Origin of the sequence: Dinoroseobacter sp. PD6, from assembly GCF_028807315.1 — a bacterium.
GTDB classification, from domain to species: Bacteria; Pseudomonadota; Alphaproteobacteria; order Rhodobacterales; family Rhodobacteraceae; genus Dinoroseobacter; species Dinoroseobacter shibae.
Window position 1 is genome coordinate 102,558 of record NZ_JARAMN010000002.1, and the last position, 18,511, is coordinate 121,068.

General features: G+C 68.5%; 20 protein-coding genes. 16 read left to right on the forward strand and 4 right to left on the reverse strand.

The features are described 5' to 3' along the window. Positions 1 to 72: 72 nt before the first annotated feature. The 5 genes from trmB to rpsA all read left to right on the forward strand — a co-directional run bounded on the left by trmB (position 73) and on the right by rpsA (position 5,263). On the forward strand, positions 73 to 804 hold the full coding sequence (gene trmB / locus PVW48_RS03865; RefSeq protein WP_274580383.1) for a tRNA (guanine(46)-N(7))-methyltransferase TrmB: 732 nt from the start codon (positions 73 to 75) through the stop codon (positions 802 to 804). Between the two features lie 112 nt (positions 805 to 916). Then, positions 917 to 2,269, forward strand: a complete 1,353-nt coding sequence (aroA, locus tag PVW48_RS03870; protein ID WP_274580384.1) for a 3-phosphoshikimate 1-carboxyvinyltransferase — start codon at positions 917 to 919, stop codon at positions 2,267 to 2,269. A gap of 17 nt (positions 2,270 to 2,286) precedes the next feature. Beyond that, a complete protein-coding gene (locus PVW48_RS03875) occupies positions 2,287 to 2,925 on the forward strand; it encodes a (d)CMP kinase (RefSeq protein WP_274580385.1) in 639 nt (212 codons plus the stop codon). 148 nt (positions 2,926 to 3,073) lie between these two features. Continuing rightward, a complete protein-coding gene (locus PVW48_RS03880) occupies positions 3,074 to 3,364 on the forward strand; it encodes an H-NS histone family protein (protein ID WP_274580386.1) in 291 nt (96 codons plus the stop codon). 192 nt (positions 3,365 to 3,556) lie between these two features. After that, the gene (gene rpsA / locus PVW48_RS03885) at positions 3,557 to 5,263 is read left to right on the forward strand and encodes a 30S ribosomal protein S1 (RefSeq protein ID WP_274580650.1); all 1,707 of its coding nucleotides are present in this window, start codon (positions 3,557 to 3,559) and stop codon (positions 5,261 to 5,263) included. Between the two features lie 48 nt (positions 5,264 to 5,311). On the opposite strand, the gene PVW48_RS03890 is transcribed toward rpsA, so the two are convergent. Continuing rightward, entirely contained in the window at positions 5,312 to 5,875 is a 564-nt protein-coding gene (locus PVW48_RS03890; RefSeq protein ID WP_274580387.1) for an inner membrane-spanning protein YciB, read from the reverse strand. A 363-nt stretch (positions 5,876 to 6,238) separates the two neighbouring features. Here PVW48_RS03890 and ihfB point away from each other — a divergent pair, with 363 nt between their 5' ends. The 11 genes from ihfB to PVW48_RS03945 all read left to right on the forward strand — a co-directional run bounded on the left by ihfB (position 6,239) and on the right by PVW48_RS03945 (position 14,269). Further along, positions 6,239 to 6,526, forward strand: coding sequence for an integration host factor subunit beta (gene ihfB, locus PVW48_RS03895; protein ID WP_012177700.1), 288 nt, complete (start codon positions 6,239 to 6,241; stop codon positions 6,524 to 6,526). Between the two features lie 4 nt (positions 6,527 to 6,530). Continuing rightward, positions 6,531 to 6,896, forward strand: coding sequence for a LapA family protein (locus PVW48_RS03900; RefSeq protein WP_012177701.1), 366 nt, complete (start codon positions 6,531 to 6,533; stop codon positions 6,894 to 6,896). Between the two features lie 12 nt (positions 6,897 to 6,908). Then, complete coding sequence (locus PVW48_RS03905) at positions 6,909 to 7,595, forward strand: phosphoribosylanthranilate isomerase (RefSeq protein WP_274580388.1); 687 nt, start codon at positions 6,909 to 6,911, stop codon at positions 7,593 to 7,595. A gap of 55 nt (positions 7,596 to 7,650) precedes the next feature. Beyond that, positions 7,651 to 7,860, forward strand: a complete 210-nt coding sequence (locus tag PVW48_RS03910) for an N-(5'-phosphoribosyl)anthranilate isomerase (protein WP_274580389.1) — start codon at positions 7,651 to 7,653, stop codon at positions 7,858 to 7,860. A 161-nt stretch (positions 7,861 to 8,021) separates the two neighbouring features. Beyond that, on the forward strand, positions 8,022 to 9,254 hold the full coding sequence (gene trpB / locus PVW48_RS03915) for a tryptophan synthase subunit beta (RefSeq protein ID WP_012177704.1): 1,233 nt from the start codon (positions 8,022 to 8,024) through the stop codon (positions 9,252 to 9,254). Between the two features lie 224 nt (positions 9,255 to 9,478). After that, a complete protein-coding gene (locus PVW48_RS03920) occupies positions 9,479 to 9,892 on the forward strand; it encodes a hypothetical protein (protein WP_274580390.1) in 414 nt (137 codons plus the stop codon). Between the two features lie 81 nt (positions 9,893 to 9,973). Beyond that, positions 9,974 to 10,441: a hypothetical protein gene (locus tag PVW48_RS03925; RefSeq protein ID WP_274580391.1), complete on the forward strand. Its 468-nt coding sequence runs from the start codon at positions 9,974 to 9,976 to the stop codon at positions 10,439 to 10,441. Further along, positions 10,434 to 10,976 (forward strand): helix-turn-helix transcriptional regulator, encoded by a 543-nt coding sequence (locus PVW48_RS03930; RefSeq protein ID WP_012177707.1) that lies wholly within the window; start codon positions 10,434 to 10,436, stop codon positions 10,974 to 10,976. Before PVW48_RS03925 ends, PVW48_RS03930 begins: the two co-directional genes overlap by 8 nt. Before the next feature lie 385 nt (positions 10,977 to 11,361). Continuing rightward, entirely contained in the window at positions 11,362 to 12,336 is a 975-nt protein-coding gene (locus PVW48_RS03935) for a TRAP transporter substrate-binding protein (RefSeq protein WP_012177708.1), read from the forward strand. A gap of 52 nt (positions 12,337 to 12,388) precedes the next feature. Beyond that, complete coding sequence (locus PVW48_RS03940) at positions 12,389 to 12,934, forward strand: TRAP transporter small permease (RefSeq protein ID WP_012177709.1); 546 nt, start codon at positions 12,389 to 12,391, stop codon at positions 12,932 to 12,934. A 30-nt stretch (positions 12,935 to 12,964) separates the two neighbouring features. After that, positions 12,965 to 14,269 carry a TRAP transporter large permease gene (locus PVW48_RS03945; RefSeq protein WP_012177710.1) on the forward strand — a complete coding sequence of 435 codons (1,305 nt, stop codon included), beginning with the start codon at positions 12,965 to 12,967 and terminating at the stop codon, positions 14,267 to 14,269. Here PVW48_RS03945 and PVW48_RS03950 read toward each other — a convergent pair. The 3 genes from PVW48_RS03950 to PVW48_RS03960 are packed head-to-tail and all read right to left on the reverse strand — an operon-like array spanning position 14,266 to position 18,511. After that, a complete protein-coding gene (locus PVW48_RS03950) occupies positions 14,266 to 15,018 on the reverse strand; it encodes a maleate cis-trans isomerase family protein (RefSeq protein WP_274580392.1) in 753 nt (250 codons plus the stop codon). The two genes, PVW48_RS03945 and PVW48_RS03950, sit on opposite strands and share 4 nt — an antisense overlap. Continuing rightward, positions 15,015 to 16,223, reverse strand: coding sequence for an FAD-dependent oxidoreductase (locus PVW48_RS03955; RefSeq protein WP_274580393.1), 1,209 nt, complete (start codon positions 16,221 to 16,223; stop codon positions 15,015 to 15,017). The genes PVW48_RS03950 and PVW48_RS03955 overlap by 4 nt, the downstream gene beginning before the upstream one ends. Next, entirely contained in the window at positions 16,220 to 18,511 is a 2,292-nt protein-coding gene (locus PVW48_RS03960) for a xanthine dehydrogenase family protein molybdopterin-binding subunit (protein WP_274580394.1), read from the reverse strand. The genes PVW48_RS03955 and PVW48_RS03960 overlap by 4 nt, the downstream gene beginning before the upstream one ends.

Sequence of the window (18,511 nt, forward strand, 5' to 3'; positions counted from 1 at the left end):
GCGCGGGGGCAGCGCCCCCTCCGGCCTCTGCCCCCTTGACCCACGAGCCGGGCTTTGTCATCCCCCGGCGCCATGAGCGATGATGCGTCCCACCCCCCCAAGACCGCCCCCTCCGGCGCGCCCTGGCGCAATTTCTATGGCCGCCGCAAGGGCAAGGGCCTGCGCCCGTCCCAGGAGGCCTACCTGGAGGAGGACCTTGCCGCGCTCTCCCCGGGTCCGGTGTCCTGGGAGGCGAACCCGGAGCGTCGCCCGCTCGATCTGGCCAGCCGGTTCGGGGATCGCGAGATCTGGCTCGAGATCGGCTTCGGCGGGGGCGAGCACATGGTGCACCAGGCCGCGACCTATCCGGAGATCGGGCTCATCGGGGCGGAGCCCTATATCAACGGGGTTGCGATGCTTCTGGGCAAGATCCGGGCGGCGGGGGTCGAGAACCTCGCCGTGCATCCGGGCGATGCGCGGGATCTCTTCGATGTGCTGGCCCCGGGCAGTGTCGCCAAGGCCTTCCTGCTCTATCCCGATCCCTGGCCGAAGAAACGCCACCATCGCCGCCGCTTCGTCACCCCCGAGCATCTGGAGCCCCTGGCGCGGGTGCTGCGGCCGGGTGCGGAATTCCGCATCGCCACGGACATTCCGGACTATGTCCGGCAGGCCCTGGAGGAAGTGCCGCGCGCGGGCTTCGACTGGCTGGCCGAGGGGCCGGAGGATTGGCGGCGGCCCTGGGGCGACTGGATCTCCACCCGCTACGAGCAGAAGGCGCTGCGCGAGGGGCGCACGCCCCATTACCTGACCTTTCGCCGCCGCTGAGACGGGCGCGGCCCCGCCCGCACCGGGCCGCGCGGGCGGAAAATCGCCATGGACCCGCTGGCGGGCTTGGTCTACTCCTCGCCCACGTTTGAAGACCCCTGCAGGAGAGCCCATGTCCGCCCACGGTGACCCGATCCCCATGACCGCCCATCCGTCCGGACCGCTCAGCGGCACAGCGCAGGTGCCCGGGGACAAGTCGATCTCGCACCGGTCGCTGATCCTCGGTGCGCTCGCGGTGGGGGAGACGCGGGTCACCGGGCTGCTCGAAGGGCAGGACGTGCTGGACACCGCGCGGGCGATGCAGGCGTTCGGGGCGGAGGTGATCCAGCACGGGCCGGGGGCCTGGTCGGTGCATGGGGTCGGCACCGGCGGGTTTGCCGAGCCCGAGGATGTGATCGATTGCGGCAATTCGGGCACCGGCGTGCGGCTGATCATGGGGGCCATGGCCACGACGCCGATCACCGCGACCTTCACCGGCGATGCGAGCTTGCGCAGCCGTCCCATGGGCCGGATCACCGACCCGCTGGCGGGGTTCGGGACCACCGCCGTGGGCCGCCGGGGCGGGCGCTTGCCCATGACGCTGACCGGGGCCGCGGACCCGGTGCCCGTGCGCTACACCGTGCCGGTGCCGTCGGCGCAGGTGAAATCCGCCGTCCTGTTGGCGGGGCTGAACGCGCCGCGGCAGACCGTGGTGATCGAGGCCGAGGCGACCCGCGACCATTCGGAGCGGATGCTGCGCGGCTTTGGCGCCGAAATCAGCGTCGAGCGCGCGCCCGAGGGCAATGTCATCACCCTGACCGGCCAGCCGGAGCTGCGCCCCCAGACCATCGTGGTGCCGCGCGATCCCTCTTCGGCCGCCTTCCCGGTGGCGGTGGGGCTGATCGTGCCCGGCTCCGACGTGCTGGTGCCGGGTATCGGGCTGAACCCGACCCGCGCGGGGCTCTATACCACCTTGCAGGAGATGGGCGCCGAGCTGAGCTTCGAGAATATGCGCGAGGAGGGCGGCGAGCCCGTCGCGGACCTGCGCGCGCGCTTTAGCGACGCCATGCAAGGCATTGAAGTGCCACCTGAACGCGCGCCTTCCATGATCGACGAATACCCGATCCTGAGCGTGATCGCCGCCTATGCCACCGGGCGCACGGTGATGCGCGGCGTCAAGGAGCTGCGCGTCAAGGAGAGCGACCGGATCGACGCCATGGCGCGCGGGCTGGAGGCCTGCGGTGTGCGGGTGGAGGAGGACGAGGATACCCTGATCGTGCACGGGATGGGGCCGGGGGGTGTGCCGGGGGGGGCCACCTGCGCCAGCCATCTCGACCACCGGATCGCCATGAGTTTCCTGTGCTGCGGGCTGGCCGCGCAGACCCCCGTCTCGGTCGACGATGGCGGCCCGATCGCCACCAGCTTCCCGATCTTCGAGCCGCTGATGACCGCGCTGGGCGCGACCCTTACCCGCGACAAAGCCTGACCCGAACGGAGCCGCCGATGAATTTCGCCATTGCGATCGACGGGCCCGCCGCGGCGGGCAAGGGGACCATCGGGCGGGCCATGGCGGCGCATTTCGGCTTTCCGCATATGGACACCGGGCTGCTTTACCGTGCGGTGGGGCGGCGGGTGCTGTCGGGCATGCCGGCGCTGGAGGCGGCGCGCGCGCTCACGCCCGAGGATCTGCAGGCGGACGGTCTGCGCACGGCGGAGGTGGGGCAGGCGGCCTCCCAGGTCGCGGCCCTGCCGCAGGTGCGCGCGGCGCTGCTGGATTTCCAGCGCGCCTTTGCCCAGCGGGCGGGGGGCGCGATCCTCGATGGCCGCGATATCGGCACGGTGATCTGCCCGGATGCGGCGGTGAAGCTCTTTGTGACCGCCTCGGACGATGTGCGCGCGCAGCGCCGCCATGCGGAGCTGACCGCCAAGGGCGCCGATCTGACCCTGGAGGCGGTTCTGGCCGACCTGCAGGCGCGCGACGCCCGTGACATGCAGCGCGCCGATGCGCCCTTGAAACCCGCCGAGGATGCCATGGTACTCGATACTTCGCGGCTTTCCATTGACGAGGCGGTGGAAAAGGCCATTGCACTGGCGACTGCGCGCATGGCGGCCCGGGAATTCTCCCCAATTCGTCCGAATTAAGCAGCCCTTTCCCAATGGCCCATAAGCTGCAATTCGCCCAACCCGGCGAATGCCTCTTGCGTTGGGTCAATTTTTCGGCAAATCAGTCGCCCGAGGGAACATAACAAAGAAAGTGAAGGATATGGGGATCGACCTGTCAAATATGTCGATGGAAGACCTGACGGCCCTTGAGAAAGATATTGCCAAAGCGAAGGCCACGCTGGAGAAGAAGCGCATCGCCGAAGCCCGCAAGGCAATGGAAATGGCCGCCAAGGAGTACGGCATGACGGTGGAGGACGTGCTGTCCTCCGGGCCCGATCGCAAGTCCGGCCAGAAGGGGGTCGCGAAATACGCCAACCCCGCCAACCCGGATCAGACCTGGACCGGCCGCGGGCGTCAGCCCACATGGTATCGCGAGGCCATCGCGGCGGGCACGGACCCCGCCAGCATGGAAATCTGACCGCGCGCGCAGCCCCGCCCTTGGCGGGGTTGCGCCCCATGGCCCTTGCGCGTATAGACGCGCCCATCGAGCACGCGACGCAAGATCGCAAGGCAAGACTGCAGGGTCCGGCAAAAGCCGCGGCCCTGATTGCTTTGGGAGATCGCGACGCACCCGACACCAAAGACCCGTGGAAACAACCACGCGGCCCGTATAAACACGACAAAGGAAACACGAGACCACATGGCTCAAAGCGCAACCATGGAGGAATTCGAAGCCCTCCTGCAAGAAAGCTTCGAAATCGACACGCCCACCGAAGGGTCTGTCGTCAAAGGCAAGGTCATCGCAATCGAAGCGGGACAGGCCATTATCGATGTCGGCTACAAGATGGAAGGCCGCGTCGAACTCAAGGAATTCGCAAACCCCGGCGAAGCGCCCGAAATCGCAGTGGGTGACGAGGTCGAGGTGTTTCTCGACCGGGTCGAGAATGCCCGTGGCGAAGCGGTCATTTCCCGCGACAAGGCCCGCCGCGAGGAAGCCTGGGATCGCCTGGAGAAAGCCTACGAGGACGATGCCCGCGTCGAGGGCGCGATCTTCGGCCGGGTCAAGGGCGGCTTCACGGTCGATCTCGGCGGTGCCGTGGCGTTCCTGCCCGGCTCCCAGGTCGATGTGCGCCCGGTGCGCGACGCAGGCCCGCTCATGGGTCTCAAGCAGCCGTTCCAGATCCTCAAGATGGATCGTCGCCGCGGCAATATCGTGGTGTCGCGTCGTGCGATCCTCGAAGAGTCCCGCGCCGAGCAGCGCGCCGAGGTTATCGGCAAGCTGAACGAAGGCGACGCGGTGGACGGCGTGGTCAAGAACATCACCGAGTACGGCGCGTTCGTCGATCTCGGCGGTGTGGACGGGCTGCTGCACGTCACCGACATGGCCTGGCGCCGGGTCAACCACCCCTCCGAGATCCTGGCGATCGGCGAGACCGTCAAGGTCCAGGTCATCAAGATCAACAAGGAAACCCACCGTATCAGCCTCGGCATGAAGCAGCTGCAGGACGATCCGTGGAACCTGGTCGAGGGCAAATACCCGCTGGACAGCGTCCACACCGGCCGCGTCACCAACATCACCGATTACGGCGCCTTCGTGGAGCTGGAGCCGGGGGTCGAGGGGCTCGTGCACGTCTCGGAAATGTCCTGGACCAAGAAGAACGTCCATCCGGGCAAGATCGTCTCCACCAGCCAGGAGGTCGAGGTCATGGTGCTCGAGATCGACACGGTCAAGCGCCGCGTCTCGCTCGGGCTCAAGCAGACCATGCGCAACCCGTGGGAGGTTTTTGCCGAAACCCACCCCGAGGGCACCGAGGTCGAGGGCGAGGTCAAGAACATCACCGAATTCGGTCTGTTCATCGGTCTCGAGAACGACATCGACGGCATGGTTCACCTCAGCGATCTCAGCTGGGATCAGCGCGGCGAGGAAGCCATCCAGAACTACCGCAAGGGCGATGTCGTCCAGGCGGTCGTGTCGGAAGTGGATGTCGAGAAAGAGCGGATCTCGCTGTCGGTCAAGGCGCTGGGCGGGGACAAGTTCGCCGAAGCCGTGGGCGGCGTGAAGCGCGGCTCGATCATCACCGTGGAAGTGACCGCCATCGAAGACGGCGGGATCGAGGTGGAATACGAAGGCATGAAGTCCTTCATCCGCCGCTCGGACCTGAGCCGCGACCGGGCCGAACAGCGCCCCGAGCGGTTCGGCGTGGGCGACAAGGTCGATGTGCGCGTGACCAACGTGGACAACAAGACCCGTCGTCTCGGCCTGTCGATCAAGGCCCGCGAGATCGCCGAAGAGAAGGAAGCCGTGGAACAGTACGGCTCTTCCGACAGCGGCGCGTCCCTCGGCGACATCCTCGGCGCGGCGCTCAAGAAAGACTGAGCCAGCCCACACGAACACGGAAAAGCCCCGCCATCGCGCGGGGCTTTTTCATGGCGGGTCATGGGGTGCAGGGGCGTCCTCCTCCTCATCCCAGTAAACCTCCGCAACGAGCCTCGTCGCGATCCAGATCAGCCCGAACAGGGCCGGATCCGACAGCACGTTGAAGACCACCCAGTGATCCGTGCTCAGGGCGCGCCGCGCGATCTCGTTCGCCCCGGCGGCGAGCAGGGCGAGGCAGACCCACGCACCATGCAGCACCGGCCAGCCCCGCGGCACGAGCCGAAGCTTGTAGTCGAGCGTGCGCTGCAACAGGCTCGGCCGCGCGCAGGCCCCGACAGCCAGGATCGCCGCGAAGGCCAGCGCGCCCACCGTCGGCCGCAGCATCACGAAGGTTTCGTCCCCAAGCACCAGGCCCGCGCCCGTCAGGACCAGGATCAGTACGAAGGTCGCCACGGCGAGCCAGGGCACGGCGCGGTCCCATCGCCAACGCAGACCGACCGCGAGGGCCGTGGCCACGACCGACAGCCCGGCGGCCCAGAACAGACCGCCAAAGACGTGGCCCGCCAGAAACGCGAGCCCCGGCAGCAGTTCGAGAAACAGACGACGATCCATGCCGCAAAGGTGGTGCGCATGGCTCCTCTGGGCAAGTTGCCGCCCAGGGGGCGGAGGCCGTGCCGCGGGCGCGATCCTTTGGACCGGAGGCGGCGCGCGAGCCGGGTCGCCGGTTGGCCTCAAGCCGCCTGCGGGGCGCAAACCCTTGCGAATCGGTGACCTTTGCGGAACGCGGCCTGCGCCCGCGCCCATGCCACCGGTGCTGCCACATTTGGCGGCCCCCGCGCTAAAGCGAGGGAATTGCGCTTCTTTCTCCGGCGCCAAACCGTCATTAGTCTTTTTCACATCGCCGCTTTGCCGCTATAGTCGACCGGCAATCACGGGGAGAGGGTGCCCCGGACGAAGCTGAGGGAGGGTGCATACATGATCCGGTCGGAACTCATCCAGATCGTGGCGGACGAGAACCCGCATCTGTACCAGAGAGATGTCGAGCGGATCGTGAACACGGTGTTCGAGGAGATCATCGAGGCCATGTCGAACGGCGACCGGGTCGAGTTGCGCGGCTTCGGCGCCTTCTCCGTCAAGCACCGCGATGCCCGCACCGGGCGCAACCCGCGCACGGGCGAGGCGGTTGCGGTCGAGGCGAAATCAGTGCCCTTTTTCAAGACCGGAAAGCTGCTCCGGGATCGGCTGAACGGAAAGGAAGACTAACCCCATGCGCCTGATCAAATACGCGTTTCTCGCAATCCTCGGGATCTGCCTTCTGACCATTGCCTTCGCCAATCGCGACATCGTCACGCTGACCCTGTTGCCGGCGAACATGGCGGCCTTTGCCGGGGTGAACTTCTCGGTGCAGGTGCCGCTCTATTTCGTGGCCTTCGGGGGGATCGCGGCGGGGCTGCTGATCGGGTTCTTCTGGGAGTGGCTGCGCGAGACCAAGCACCGCAACGAGGCCTCCCGCCAGCGCACCGAGGCCCGGCGCCTGAAGCGCGAGGTCGAGCTGATGAAGAGCCGCAAGGCGGTCGAGGACGGCAAGGACGAGATCCTGACCCTGCTCGAAGACCAGGCCAGCGCGCGCTGAGCCCCGCACCCCATGCCCGTTCTCGTTGATCCCGCGCCCCGGGGCGCCGCCCGGACGGGCGTGGTGCAGGTCAAGATCTGCGGGCTGAGAACCGCAGCGGACGTGGATGCCGCAGCCCGGGCCGGGGCGCGCTATGGCGGCTTCGTGTTCTTTCCCAAATCCCCGCGCCACCTGGAGATCGACGCCGCGGCTGCCCTGGCCGCCGAGGCGCCGGTGGGGCTGGCGAAAGTGGCGCTGGTGGTGAACCCGTCCGACGCCGATCTGGACGCGCTGCTGGCCCGGGTGCCGGTGGATATCCTGCAGCTTCATGGCCTCGAAACCCCCGCGCGCGTGACCGAGATCCGCACCCGGACCGGCTTGCCGGTGATGAAGGCCGTGGGGATCGCCGAGGCCGCCGATCTGCCCGCCATCGCCGCCTACGAGGCGGTGGCCGACCAGATCCTGGTGGATGCCAAGCCGTCCCGGGACGCCACGCTGCCGGGCGGCAACGGGCTGGCTTTCGACTGGCGGCTGCTGCAGGGGCGGGTGTGGCGCAAGCCCTGGATGCTGGCGGGCGGGCTGACGCCCGAGACGGTGGGTGAGGCGATCCGGCTGACCGGCGCGGCCCAGGTCGATGTCAGCTCGGGGGTCGAGTCGGCACCGGGGGTGAAGGATGCCGGGGCGATCGCGGATTTCGTGGCCGCGGCGCAGAAGGCTTAAGCCCTCGTTAACCTGTCTCGGGCACCCTGCGGGCATGGCTGTGCTTCCTCCCCAGATGACCGCGGATGTCTGGCTCGCGCAACTCTTCGGCTCGAACGAGGCGCGGCGCGGCGGGGTTGTCAAACGCAAGGTGCGCGATGTGGAGCGGTTGGTGGGCCGCAAGCGATTTCTTGACGAGCTGGACCGGCTGGGGTTCCAGGCGGTGGAGAACGGGCGGCATTTCGTGGTGTTCTGCAACGCGCTGCCGATCACCCGCCTGCGCTGAGCCCGGGCCGGGCAAGGGCCTTCGAAGGCCCTTGGACAACCCGCTTGCAAGCGGGTTGACACGCGATTTGGAAATCGCGTCTCCAAGGCTTTTCGAAAAGCCTTGTTTACCCCCTGCGGCAATCGCACTACACCGGCCCAAACGCCAGTTTGGAGACCGCCATGCCAGACGACCTGATCAATTCCTTCATGACCGGCCCGGACGAGAATGGCCGGTTCGGCGATTTCGGGGGCCGGTTCGTCTCCGAGACCCTGATGCCGCTCATCCTGGAGCTCGAACGCCAATACGAGTTCGCCAAGACCGACCAGGCCTTCTGGGACGAGATGCACCATCTCTGGACCCATTACGTGGGCCGGCCCAGCCCGCTCTATTTCGCCGAACGCCTGACCGAGCGGCTGGGTGGCGCGAAGGTCTACCTCAAGCGGGACGAGCTGAACCACACCGGCGCGCACAAGATCAACAACGTGTTGGGCCAGATCATCCTCGCCCGCCGCATGGGCAAGACCCGCATCATCGCCGAGACCGGCGCGGGCCAGCACGGCGTTGCCACGGCCACGGTCTGCGCCAAGTTCGGCCTGAAATGCGTGGTCTATATGGGCGCCCATGATGTCGAACGCCAGGCGCCCAACGTCTTCCGCATGAAGCTGCTTGGCGCCGAGGTCGTGCCCGTCACCTCCGGGCGCGGCACGCTCAAGGACGCCATGAACGACGCGTTGCGCGACTGGGTCACCAATGTGCGCGAGACCTTCTACTGCATCGGCACGGTCGCGGGCCCGCACCCGTACCCGGCCATGGTGCGCGATTTCCAGGCGATCATCGGCCAGGAGGCCCGCGAGCAGATGATGGAGGCCGAGGGCCGGCTGCCCGATACGCTGATCGCCGCGATCGGCGGGGGCTCCAACGCCATGGGCCTGTTCTACCCGTTCCTCGACGACAAGGAGGTCGCGATCATCGGGGTGGAGGCCGGCGGCAAGGGCGTCAACGAGAAGATGGAGCATTGCGCATCCCTGACCGGTGGCCGCCCCGGCGTGCTCCATGGCAACCGCACCTACCTGCTGCAGGACGATGACGGCCAGATCCTCGAAGGCTTCTCGATCTCCGCCGGGCTGGACTATCCCGGCATCGGACCGGAGCATGCCTGGCTGCACGATATCGGACGGGCGAAATATGTCTCGATCACCGATGCCGAGGCGCTCGACGCCTTCCAGCTCTGCTGCGAGACCGAGGGCATCATCCCCGCGCTGGAGCCGTCGCACGCGCTGGCCCATGTGGCCAAGATCGCGCCGGACCTGCCCCGCGACCACATCATCTGCATGAACATGTGCGGACGCGGCGACAAGGACATCTTCACCGTCGCCAAGGCGCTGGGTCAGGACATGTCCGGCGCGGTCTGAGCGCAAGCCTCTGATCTGGCGCAAAAAACCTTCGCGTCCCCGGCAGGTTGGGGCGCGATCCGTCCTCGAAATCTCGTCTATACCTTCGGTTTACGGCGGTCCGCCGGGGGTTTAGGGGGGCGGCACTAAACCCCGCGCCCATGTCCCGGCCCCCGTGCGGTGGGCTAGTCCGACGATACGGACCGGGCATCTCGCCCGGCCCCCTGTCAGAAAGGACCTCCGAGATGAAACCGATTTTCTCCGCTTCCCTGATCGCGCTCCTGGCCGCCGGTGCAGCCCATGCAGGCGCGGTCCCCCCTGTCGCGGTCATCCACCAGGTGCCGGGCCCGCAGATCGTGCTGGCCAGCAGCGACGCCGACCCGTTCGACGGGTTGCGCGAGGCCTGGCGCGATGCGCGCGAGCAGGTGCGCAGTGACTGGCAGTCGGCGCGCGGGCATTTCGAAGGCGACCGGGACGAAGACGATGACCGGGATGACGACCGCGACGACGACCGGTATGAAGACGACGACCGGGACGACCGCGATGACGATCGGGACGACGACCGCGACGACCGGGATGACAGCGACGATGATCGCGATGACAGTGACGACAGCGACGATAGTGACGACGACGGGGATGACGACGGTGACGACGACTGAGTAAGCTGCCCCCGACACGCAGCAAGCTGAGGCGCGGCGCTCCGGACCCCCCCCGGCGCGCCGTGCCCCACGGAGGACCCAATGGCCCAGACACGCCGCCATTTCATTGCGCAGCTCGGCGCGGCCCTCGCCGCCGGGCCCGTCCTTGCGCAATCGGATCCGACCCGCGCGGTCCTGGACCGGATCCAGGACGAAGGCTTTATTATCGAGCGATTGAGCCGCACCTGGCTGGGCCGGGTCCGGATCATCTCCCGGCGGGGCACGGTGACCCGCGAAACCGTGGTCGATCCGCGCTATGGCGAGGTCCTGCGTGACCTGCTGCGCGATCCCGCCCGGCGTCAGGACAATGACGGCCCGGACGATCTCCGCAGCGGACGATCCGGCGGGCGCGATGATGACCGGGATGATGATCGCGATGACGATTCCGACGATGACGGCGATGACGACTCCGACGACGGGGATGACGGCGACGATGGCGACGACGGCGACGATGGGGATGACGGCGACGACGGCGACGACGGCGACGATGGGGATGACGGCGATGACTGAGATCACCGCCGTCCGCGCGCGCCGCTCCGTCTCTCTGACGGTGGTTCTGTGTGTCCAGGTCGTCTGCGCCTTTTTCTTCGTGGCCGATATCACGCTGTCGGTGCTGGGCATCCCCTTTGCGCCGCTCAGCTGGCAAGTGATGGAACTGATCGAGATCGGCGCGGCCCTCGGCCTGATCATCGGGGTGGCCGTGGGCATCCTCGCCCTGCGCGAGGCCCGCGCGCGCACCGCCGTGGCCGAGCGCGCGTTGCAGGCAGCCTCCGGCGCGTTCATGGACCTGGTGGAAGAGCGTTTCACCGAATGGGGCCTGACCCCGGCGGAACGGGACGTGGCGCTGTTCGCGCTCAAGGGCCTGACCCTGCAGGAAATCGCGGCCATGCGCGCCACCTCCGAGGGGACGGTGAAAGCCCAGACCAACGCGATCTATCGCAAGTCGGGCGTGGCCAACCGGGCGCAGTTGGTCTCGCTCTTCGTCGAGGACCTGATGGGGGAGGCGATCTCGAGACCCGGTGTCGACGCGGCCCCGGCCCGTTAACCTATTCGGAAAGTTGAATGTTTCGCATGCGAAACAAATATCTGGAAGCCCTTGATCCCCGGCGATTTCGCGAAAAAATTTGTCGGCGGTCTCGGGCCCGGGACCGGGCCCGCCGTTAACCTGCGCGTCCCGCGCGCGGCTGCCGCGTCCACGACCCGGCGCTTTGTGATGCGCGTCGCCGCGCAACCGGGCAGGTGCACGATCCGCAGGCATCGACCCAGCCCGCAGGGCTTGCACACCCTGGTCAGACATGCCCTTATCCCCCTGTCAGACATACCAAAGCCCCCCCGGGCCAGAGCACGGCCGCGCGCGCATCCCGCGCCGATCCGTGCCCGCGGCGAGGGCCAGCAGCGGCATGTTCGACCCATAAAACAGGGAGCCAACAATGATCCGTTTCAAGACCTTCGCCGCCAGTGCCGCGGCGGCCACCCTTCTGGCGCAGGCCATCCCGGCCGTGGCCGAAACCGCCTGGGACATGGCGACACCCTATCCGGATGCGGAATTCCACACCCGCAACATCACACAATTCGCCGAGGACATCGCGGCGGCCACCGATGGCGGGCTGACCATCACCGTCCATTCCGGCGCGTCGCTGTTCAAGCACCCGGAAATCAAGCGCGCGGTCCAGAACCAGTTCGTGCCCATCGGCGAGGTGCTGATGGCCAACCTGTTCAACGAGGATCCGATCTTCGGCGCCGACAACATCCCCTTCATCGCCACCACCTACGAGGACGCCAAGGCGCTCTGGGACGCGCAGCGCCCGCTGGTCGAGGCCAAGCTGGCCGAGGATGGCATCCGCCTGCTCTATGCGGTGCCGTGGCCGGGGCAGGGGTTCTATACCAACAAGCCGCTGGAGACGGGCAGCGACCTCGAAGGGCTGCGGTTCCGGACCTACAACGCCACCACCGCGCGGATGGCCGAGCTGCTGGGCGCCTCGCCCACCACCATCGAGGCGGTGGAGATCCCGCAGGCGTTTTCCACCGGTATCGTGGATGCGATGGTCACCTCCGGCGCCACGGGCGCGCGCACCAAAGCCTGGGACTTCACGACCGAGTTCTATGACCTGCAGGCGTGGCTGCCCAAGAACATGATCATCGTCAACGAAAGCGCCTTCTCCGGCCTGCCCGAGGATCAGCAGCAGGCGATCCTCGACGCCGCCGCCGCCGCCGAGACCCGCGGTTGGGAGATGAGCGAGAGCGTGGCGACCGAAACCGTGGCCGAACTGGGCGAGAACATGACCGTGCATGCGGCCAGTGAGGCGCTGATGTCCGACCTTGCCGCCGTGGGCGAGACCATGGCCGCCGAATGGGCCGAGAATGTTGGCCCCGATGGGCAGGCCCTGCTCGATGCGCTGAAGTAAACGACACGAGGGGCGCCGGGCAATCGGCGCCCCTCTGCGCGAAAGGACGGGCATGCTGACACGGACCCTCGACAGGATCTACACCGCCGCGGGTGCGCTGGCGGGCGTCTTCCTGGTGCTGATCTGCGTGATCGTCACCGCCCAGATCGTCGCCCGGCAACTCGAGACGATCATTCCCTCTGCCGACCAGTTTGCGGGGTTCTGCCTGGCGGCCACGTCTTTCCTGGGCCTGGCCTACAGTTTTCGCAGCGGAAGCCATATCCGCGTGACGCTGTTCACGCAGCTGTTGCGCGGCCCCGGCGGGCGGCTCGCGCTGATCCTGGCGCTGGCCGTGGGGGCCGCGATTGCCGCCACGCTGGCCTGGCACACCAGCGCCATGGTGGCGCAGAACTTCGCGCGCGGCGAGGTCACTTCGGGCCTCGTGCCCGTGCCCCTCTGGATCCCGCAGATCGGCATGGCCCTCGGTGTGATCCTGTTCGCCGTGGCGATCGTCGAGGATCTCGTCCGCGCGATCCTCGGCCACCAGACCCTGTTCGACGCAGCGGAGCGCAAGCTCAAGGACGCGCAGGAGGCGGGCGAGCCCGTCGACCCCGTTTGACCCCCAAGCCCCTCGCATAAGGCCGCGCCGATGGACCCCGATATCATCTCTCTCATCCTGATCGGTGCGATGCTCGCGATGCTCGCGGCGGGCATCTGGGTGTCGCTGACGCTGATGATCGTGGGGTTTCTGGGCATCGCCCTGTTCTCCAACGCGCCGGCGGGCGCGATCATGGCCACGACCATCTGGGCGCAAAGCTGGTCCTGGGCGCTCACGGCCCTGCCGCTCTTCATCTGGATGGGGGAGATCCTGTTCCGCACCAAGCTGGCGGCCAACATGTTCAACGGCCTCGTGCCCTGGATGAACGCGCTGCCGGGGCGATTGCTCCATGTGAACGTGGCAAGTTGCGGGCTGTTCGCCGCCGTCTCGGGCTCGTCGGCGGCCACCACCGCCACCATCGGCCGGATCACCATCCCCGAGCTGGAAAAGCGCGATTACGACCAAAACATGATCGTGGGCTCGCTCGCGGGCTCGGCGACGCTGGGCTTCCTGATCCCGCCCTCGATCATCCTGATCGTCTACGGGGTGGCCGCCGAGGTGTCGATCAGCCGCCTGTTCATCGCGGGCATCCTGCCGGGGCTGATGCTGATGGTGCTCTTCATGGGCTACATCATGCTGTGGTCGCTGATGCATCCCGACCGCACCCCACCCGCAGAGCCGCGCATTCCATACCTGGAACGGATCAAGGCGACGGCGGGGCTCTTCCCGATGCTGGGCCTGATCTTCGCGGTGATCGGGTCGATCTACGCGGGGCTTGCCACGCCGACCGAGGCGGCGGCGGTGGGGGTTCTGGGCGCGCTGCTGCTCTCGGCCTTGTCGGGCACGCTCAACTGGGCCTCGTTTCGCGACAGCGTCGCGGGGGCCACGCGCACCACCTGCATGATCACGCTGATCCTGGCGGGGGCGGCGTTCCTGTCGGTGGCCATGGGCTTCACCGGCATCCCGCGCAACCTCGCCGCCTGGGTCGGGAGTTTCGAGCTGAGCCAGTTCCAGCTGCTGCTGGCGCTGACGCTTCTCTTCGTGGTGATGGGGTGTTTTCTCGACGGGATTTCCATCGTGGTGCTGACCGCGTCGGTGATCATGCCGATGGTGCAGGGGGCCGGGATCGACCTGATCTGGTTCGGGATCTACCTGGTGGTGGTGATCGAGATGTCGCAGATCACGCCGCCCGTGGGCATCAACCTCTTCATCCTGCAATCCATGACCCGCCACGACCTGCTGACCGTGGCGAAAATGGCCTTCCCGTTCTTCCTGGTGCTGGTGCTGGCGACGCTGCTGCTGATCCTGTTTCCGGGGATCGCCACCTATCTGCCGAGCCTGATGACCCGCGGTTAGTGGTCTTCGAGGATCCGGCCGCGCCCGCGCACCCGGTCCGTGATCCCGGCCTGCCGCATGGCGGCCCAGGCGCTGACCGTGTTGATGGCGATGGCGGGCTTGCCGAGCCAGCGCTCGGCCTCGGCACAGACCGCCGCCCCGGCAAGGTTCGTGCCCACCTGCACCAGCGCGTCGACCTCTGGGGCATCCAGCGCCTGCAATTCCGCGCGGATGCGTGCCTCGGGGACCTGCGCGATGGCGCGCGGGCTGGCGCATTCGAGCCCCTTCAGGGCGGTCACCTCGAACCCCGCCTCGGTCAGCCAGCCACGCACCTGTTCGTCGCCCTTGGGCATGTGCGGGGTCAGCACGGCGATGCGTTTCGCATGATACGCCCGCAGCCCCGCCGCCACCGCGTCCGAGCCGAGGATCACCGGCACGCCCGCGTGCGCCGAAAGCTTCGCCTTGAGGTCCTCGGACCCCGCCAGCCCGCCCCAGAACGCCTCCAGCGCCACGCCCATGATCAGGCTGTCGACCCCAGCGGTCATGACCTGGTCCGTGGCGGTCTCGATCCCGGCGCGCATGGCGGCCACGTGGTCGAGGAAATTGTCGGTCGAGATCTTCTTGTTCGAGATCGGGATCCGCCCGATATGGAAGGTCACGCCGGGCACGCGCACCGCATCGGTCTCGGGCTGCACGATGGTGTTGGTCGAGGGCACGACGACGCCGATCTTCTGGCGGGCGCCCAGTGCATCGGGGGGCGTATCGGTCATGGGGCTTTCCTTCCTTGGTCTTCGAGCTGCCGCAACCCGGTCAGCAGCGAGGCGTTCATCACCCAGGCCTTGTGCCGGGCGGGATCGGCGCAGGTGCCCTGCAACTCGGTGCGGGCGGCGGCCTGTTGCTCCGGCGTCCTGGCCTCCAGCCGTTTCTTGTTCTGGATCGTCTGGGCCTGCACGTAGTCCTTGGCGATCTGCCGCCGCTCGGCGTCATAGGCATCGAACAGGGTCTCGGCCTTGCCCGGGTCGGCCACGGCGCGGGTGATCTTGTCGGCCAGGTTCACCGCGTCATGGATGCCCGAATTCATGCCCAGCCCGCCGAGCGGGTTATTCACATGGGCCGCATCCCCCGCGAGAAACACCCGCCCCTTGCGAAACGCCGCCGCGACCCGCTGGTTGACCGCATAGATGTTGCGATGGATGATGTCCGCCAACCCCAGCGCAGGCTCCAGCCCGACCATCTGCGCACTGACATAGGCATCCGAGAGCGCATCCGTGCCGCTGTCGGCGGCGGGGGCGGGGAAGACGATGCGCCACAGGCCCGGCGGGCCGTCATGGGGCACCTTGAACAGCGCACACCACTGGCTGGGGTCCAGCACGTAGTTGCGCACCCGGAAATCGCGGGCGAAGAAGTCATGGGGCGTGGTCAGCACGAGGAAGCGTTCCTCGTAGGTGAACCCCTCGAACGCGATGCCGAGCCCCTTGCGCGTCGCACTCCGCCCCCCGTCGCAGCCCACGAGGTAGTCGGCGCGCAGGGTCTCGCCGGTGCTCAGGGTTACGTCCACACCGTCGCCGTCCTGGGCAAAGCCGGTGACGGCGGTGCCGAGCCGCAGGGTGCCGGGGCGCAGGGCCTCGATCGCCTCGGCATTGGTGTCGGCCACCTTGAACTGCTCGCATTGCAGGGCGAAGGGGTGGGGGGTCTCCCCCTCCAGCAGGCCATAGTCGAACTCCGCGATGATGCTGTCGGTGGCCCGGTCGCGGAACTGGAAGACCGGCGCCTTCAGCCCCTTGGCGCGGATCGCAGCGCCGCTGCCCAAGGCGTCGAGCATTTCCAGCGTCGGCGGTTGCAGGGTGGCGGCGCGCGGATCGGCCGGCAGGCTCTCGGCCTGCTCGCAGAGCGTCACGTCCAGCCCGGCACGCAACAGCGCCAGCGCCAGCGACGTGCCGACCGGCCCGGCCCCGATGACAACGATATGGGTCATGTCTCCTCCTCGGTGGGGTTGAGCGCGGCCCAGACCCGGTGCGGGCTCGCGGGCATCTGCAACCGGCGCGCGGCCTCGGGCCCGATGGCGTCGCAGACCGCGTTCATCACGGCGGCCAGCGCGCCGACGGTGCCGCTCTCGCCCGCGCCCTTGACGCCCAGCGGGTTGGCAGTGGTCGGCGTGGGCGTGTGCAGCACTTCGATGCGGCACAGGTCCGTCGCGCGCGGCACCGCGTAATCCATCAGCGATCCGGTCAGAAGCGCGGCGTCCGCGTCATGGACGATCCGCTCCATCAGGGCCTGTCCGAGCCCTTGGGCCACGCCGCCATGGACCTGCCCCTCGACCAGCAGCGGGTTGATCACCGTGCCCACGTCGTCGGCCACGGTATAGGCGGCGAGTTGCACAGTACCGGTGTCCGGGTCGACATCGACCTCCGCCACATGGGCGCCGTTGGGGAAAGTGCCCGCCTCGGTCGCGACGAACGCCTCGGCGGTGAAGGTTCTGCCCGTGCGGGCCGTGACCTCGGCCAGCGGGATGGCCCGGTCCGTGCCCGCCACGCGGAAGGCGCCCTGTGCGAACACGAGGTCGCGCGCGGCCACCTCCAGCAGATCGGCCGCCTCGGGGCGCGCCGCCTCGAGGATCTGCGCGCTGCCCGCCTGCATCGCCGCGCCGACCGAGCCCATGGTGCGCGAGCCGAACGTGCCGGTGCCGCGCGCGATCTCGCCGGTATCGCCGCCGCGCACGGTGACCGGGCCGCGCCAGCCCAGCAGCCGCTCGGCGATCTGCGCAAAGGCGGTGGCATGGCCCTGGCCCGCATCGCCCGCCCCGGTGCGGATCTCCAGCCCCTCGGGCCCTGCGATCAGCTGCGCGTATTCCGGCAGTTGCGCGCCCTTGGGCCCGCCGCCCGCAGGCTCGATCGCGCAGGCGATGCCGAGCCCCCGCAACCGGCCCCGGGCGCGGGCGGCCTCCCGTCGCGCGGCGAAACCGGCGGCATCGGCCCCGGCCAGCGCGGCGCGCAGGGCGGTCGGGAAATCCCCGCTGTCATAGGTGAACCCGTGGGGCGTGGCCCAGGGCATCTGGTCCGGGCCGATCATGTTCCGCAGGCGCAGGGCCACCGGGTCGCGCCCGGTCTCGGCGGCGGCGAGCTCCACCATCCGCTCGATCACGTAGATCGCCTCGGGCCGTCCGGCCCCGCGATAGGGGGCCATATGCATGGCGTTCACGTGGACCCCGCGCATCACTGCATGGATCACCGGCGTGCGGTAGACCCCGACCAGCCCCGGCAGGTTCGAGGTCATGGGATGGCCAGACATCTGCCCCATCTGCGCGCCGATGGGGGCATAGCCGTCCACCTGCAGGGCGAGGAACGTACCATCCGCGTCCAGGGCCAGGGCCGCATCCACCGACTGCTCGCGCGAGGCGGTGTCGGCGAGAAACCCCTCGCTGCGCGTGCCCTGCCAGCGGACCGGGCGGCCCGTGGCGCGGGCGGCCAGCAGGGCGAGCGCGTCTTCGGGAAACGCCCCGTTGCGCATTCCGAACGACCCGCCCGTGTCGGTCTTGCGCACCCGGATCCGGTCGAGTGGCAGGTCCAGCACATGGGCCAGCTCCCCCTGCACCCGGTGCGGGGCCTGGGTGCCGGTCCAGAGCGTCATGTGCCCCTCGGGCGAGCAGGTCGCGAGCGCGCCGCGCGGCTCCAGCGTCATGGCGGCGACGCGGCTGATCTCGATCCGGGCGCGGGTGACATGGGCGGCCCATGCGGCGGCCGCCTCGAACGCGTCCCGGTCGCCCAGCTCGTAGGTGAACGCGATGTTGCTGTCGCGGTCGGGCCAGACGCGCGGAGCCTCCGGCGCGGCCCCGGCGCGGGCGTCGGTGACCACGGGGGCTTCGGCCACCTCCAGTGCGACCGCGTCCGCCGCGTCGCTGGCCTGACCGGCGGTCTCGGCCACCACGACCGCCACCGGCTCGCCCACCCAGGTCACGCGGTCGGTGGCCATCGGCAGGAACGGTGTCGGCACCACGTCGCAGCCCTTGGGCACGTAGCGCAGCGGGAAGGGCCGCAGCCCCGCCTGGTCCGCCCCGCTGAGCACGCACACCACCCCGGGCATGGCGCGGGCCGCGTTCAGATCCAGCGCGGTGATCCGCCCGGCGGGGTAGGGGCTGCGCACCACCTCCATCCACAGCGCGTCCTCGGCGGGCACGTCCGCCACGAAACACCCGGCCCCGCGCACCAGACGGCCATCCTCGTCGCGGGTCTGGGCCGTGCCGAACCGGGTCTCGGGACGTGCCAT

What these genes read in the sequence shown, in the direction of transcription:
- PVW48_RS03940 (WP_012177709.1), top strand. Translation starts at nt 12,389, where the DNA reads ATGCTGACACGGACCCTCGACAGGATCTACACCGCCGCGGGTGCGCTG.
- PVW48_RS03905 (WP_274580388.1), top strand. Translation starts at nt 6,909, where the DNA reads ATGCCCGTTCTCGTTGATCCCGCGCCCCGGGGCGCCGCCCGGACGGGC.
- PVW48_RS03935 (WP_012177708.1), top strand. Translation starts at nt 11,362, where the DNA reads ATGATCCGTTTCAAGACCTTCGCCGCCAGTGCCGCGGCGGCCACCCTT.
- PVW48_RS03910 (WP_274580389.1), top strand. Translation starts at nt 7,651, where the DNA reads ATGACCGCGGATGTCTGGCTCGCGCAACTCTTCGGCTCGAACGAGGCG.
- PVW48_RS03930 (WP_012177707.1), top strand. Translation starts at nt 10,434, where the DNA reads ATGACTGAGATCACCGCCGTCCGCGCGCGCCGCTCCGTCTCTCTGACG.
- trmB (WP_274580383.1), top strand. Translation starts at nt 73, where the DNA reads ATGAGCGATGATGCGTCCCACCCCCCCAAGACCGCCCCCTCCGGCGCG.
- PVW48_RS03920 (WP_274580390.1), top strand. Translation starts at nt 9,479, where the DNA reads ATGAAACCGATTTTCTCCGCTTCCCTGATCGCGCTCCTGGCCGCCGGT.
- PVW48_RS03945 (WP_012177710.1), top strand. Translation starts at nt 12,965, where the DNA reads ATGGACCCCGATATCATCTCTCTCATCCTGATCGGTGCGATGCTCGCG.
- PVW48_RS03880 (WP_274580386.1), top strand. Translation starts at nt 3,074, where the DNA reads ATGGAAGACCTGACGGCCCTTGAGAAAGATATTGCCAAAGCGAAGGCC.
- PVW48_RS03950 (WP_274580392.1), bottom strand. Translation starts at nt 15,018, where the DNA reads ATGACCGATACGCCCCCCGATGCACTGGGCGCCCGCCAGAAGATCGGC.
- aroA (WP_274580384.1), top strand. Translation starts at nt 917, where the DNA reads ATGTCCGCCCACGGTGACCCGATCCCCATGACCGCCCATCCGTCCGGA.
- PVW48_RS03925 (WP_274580391.1), top strand. Translation starts at nt 9,974, where the DNA reads ATGGCCCAGACACGCCGCCATTTCATTGCGCAGCTCGGCGCGGCCCTC.
- PVW48_RS03890 (WP_274580387.1), bottom strand. Translation starts at nt 5,875, where the DNA reads ATGGATCGTCGTCTGTTTCTCGAACTGCTGCCGGGGCTCGCGTTTCTG.
- PVW48_RS03955 (WP_274580393.1), bottom strand. Translation starts at nt 16,223, where the DNA reads ATGACCCATATCGTTGTCATCGGGGCCGGGCCGGTCGGCACGTCGCTG.
- ihfB (WP_012177700.1), top strand. Translation starts at nt 6,239, where the DNA reads ATGATCCGGTCGGAACTCATCCAGATCGTGGCGGACGAGAACCCGCAT.
- PVW48_RS03960 (WP_274580394.1), bottom strand. Translation starts at nt 18,511, where the DNA reads ATGGCACGTCCCGAGACCCGGTTCGGCACGGCCCAGACCCGCGACGAG.
- trpB (WP_012177704.1), top strand. Translation starts at nt 8,022, where the DNA reads ATGCCAGACGACCTGATCAATTCCTTCATGACCGGCCCGGACGAGAAT.
- PVW48_RS03900 (WP_012177701.1), top strand. Translation starts at nt 6,531, where the DNA reads ATGCGCCTGATCAAATACGCGTTTCTCGCAATCCTCGGGATCTGCCTT.
- PVW48_RS03875 (WP_274580385.1), top strand. Translation starts at nt 2,287, where the DNA reads ATGAATTTCGCCATTGCGATCGACGGGCCCGCCGCGGCGGGCAAGGGG.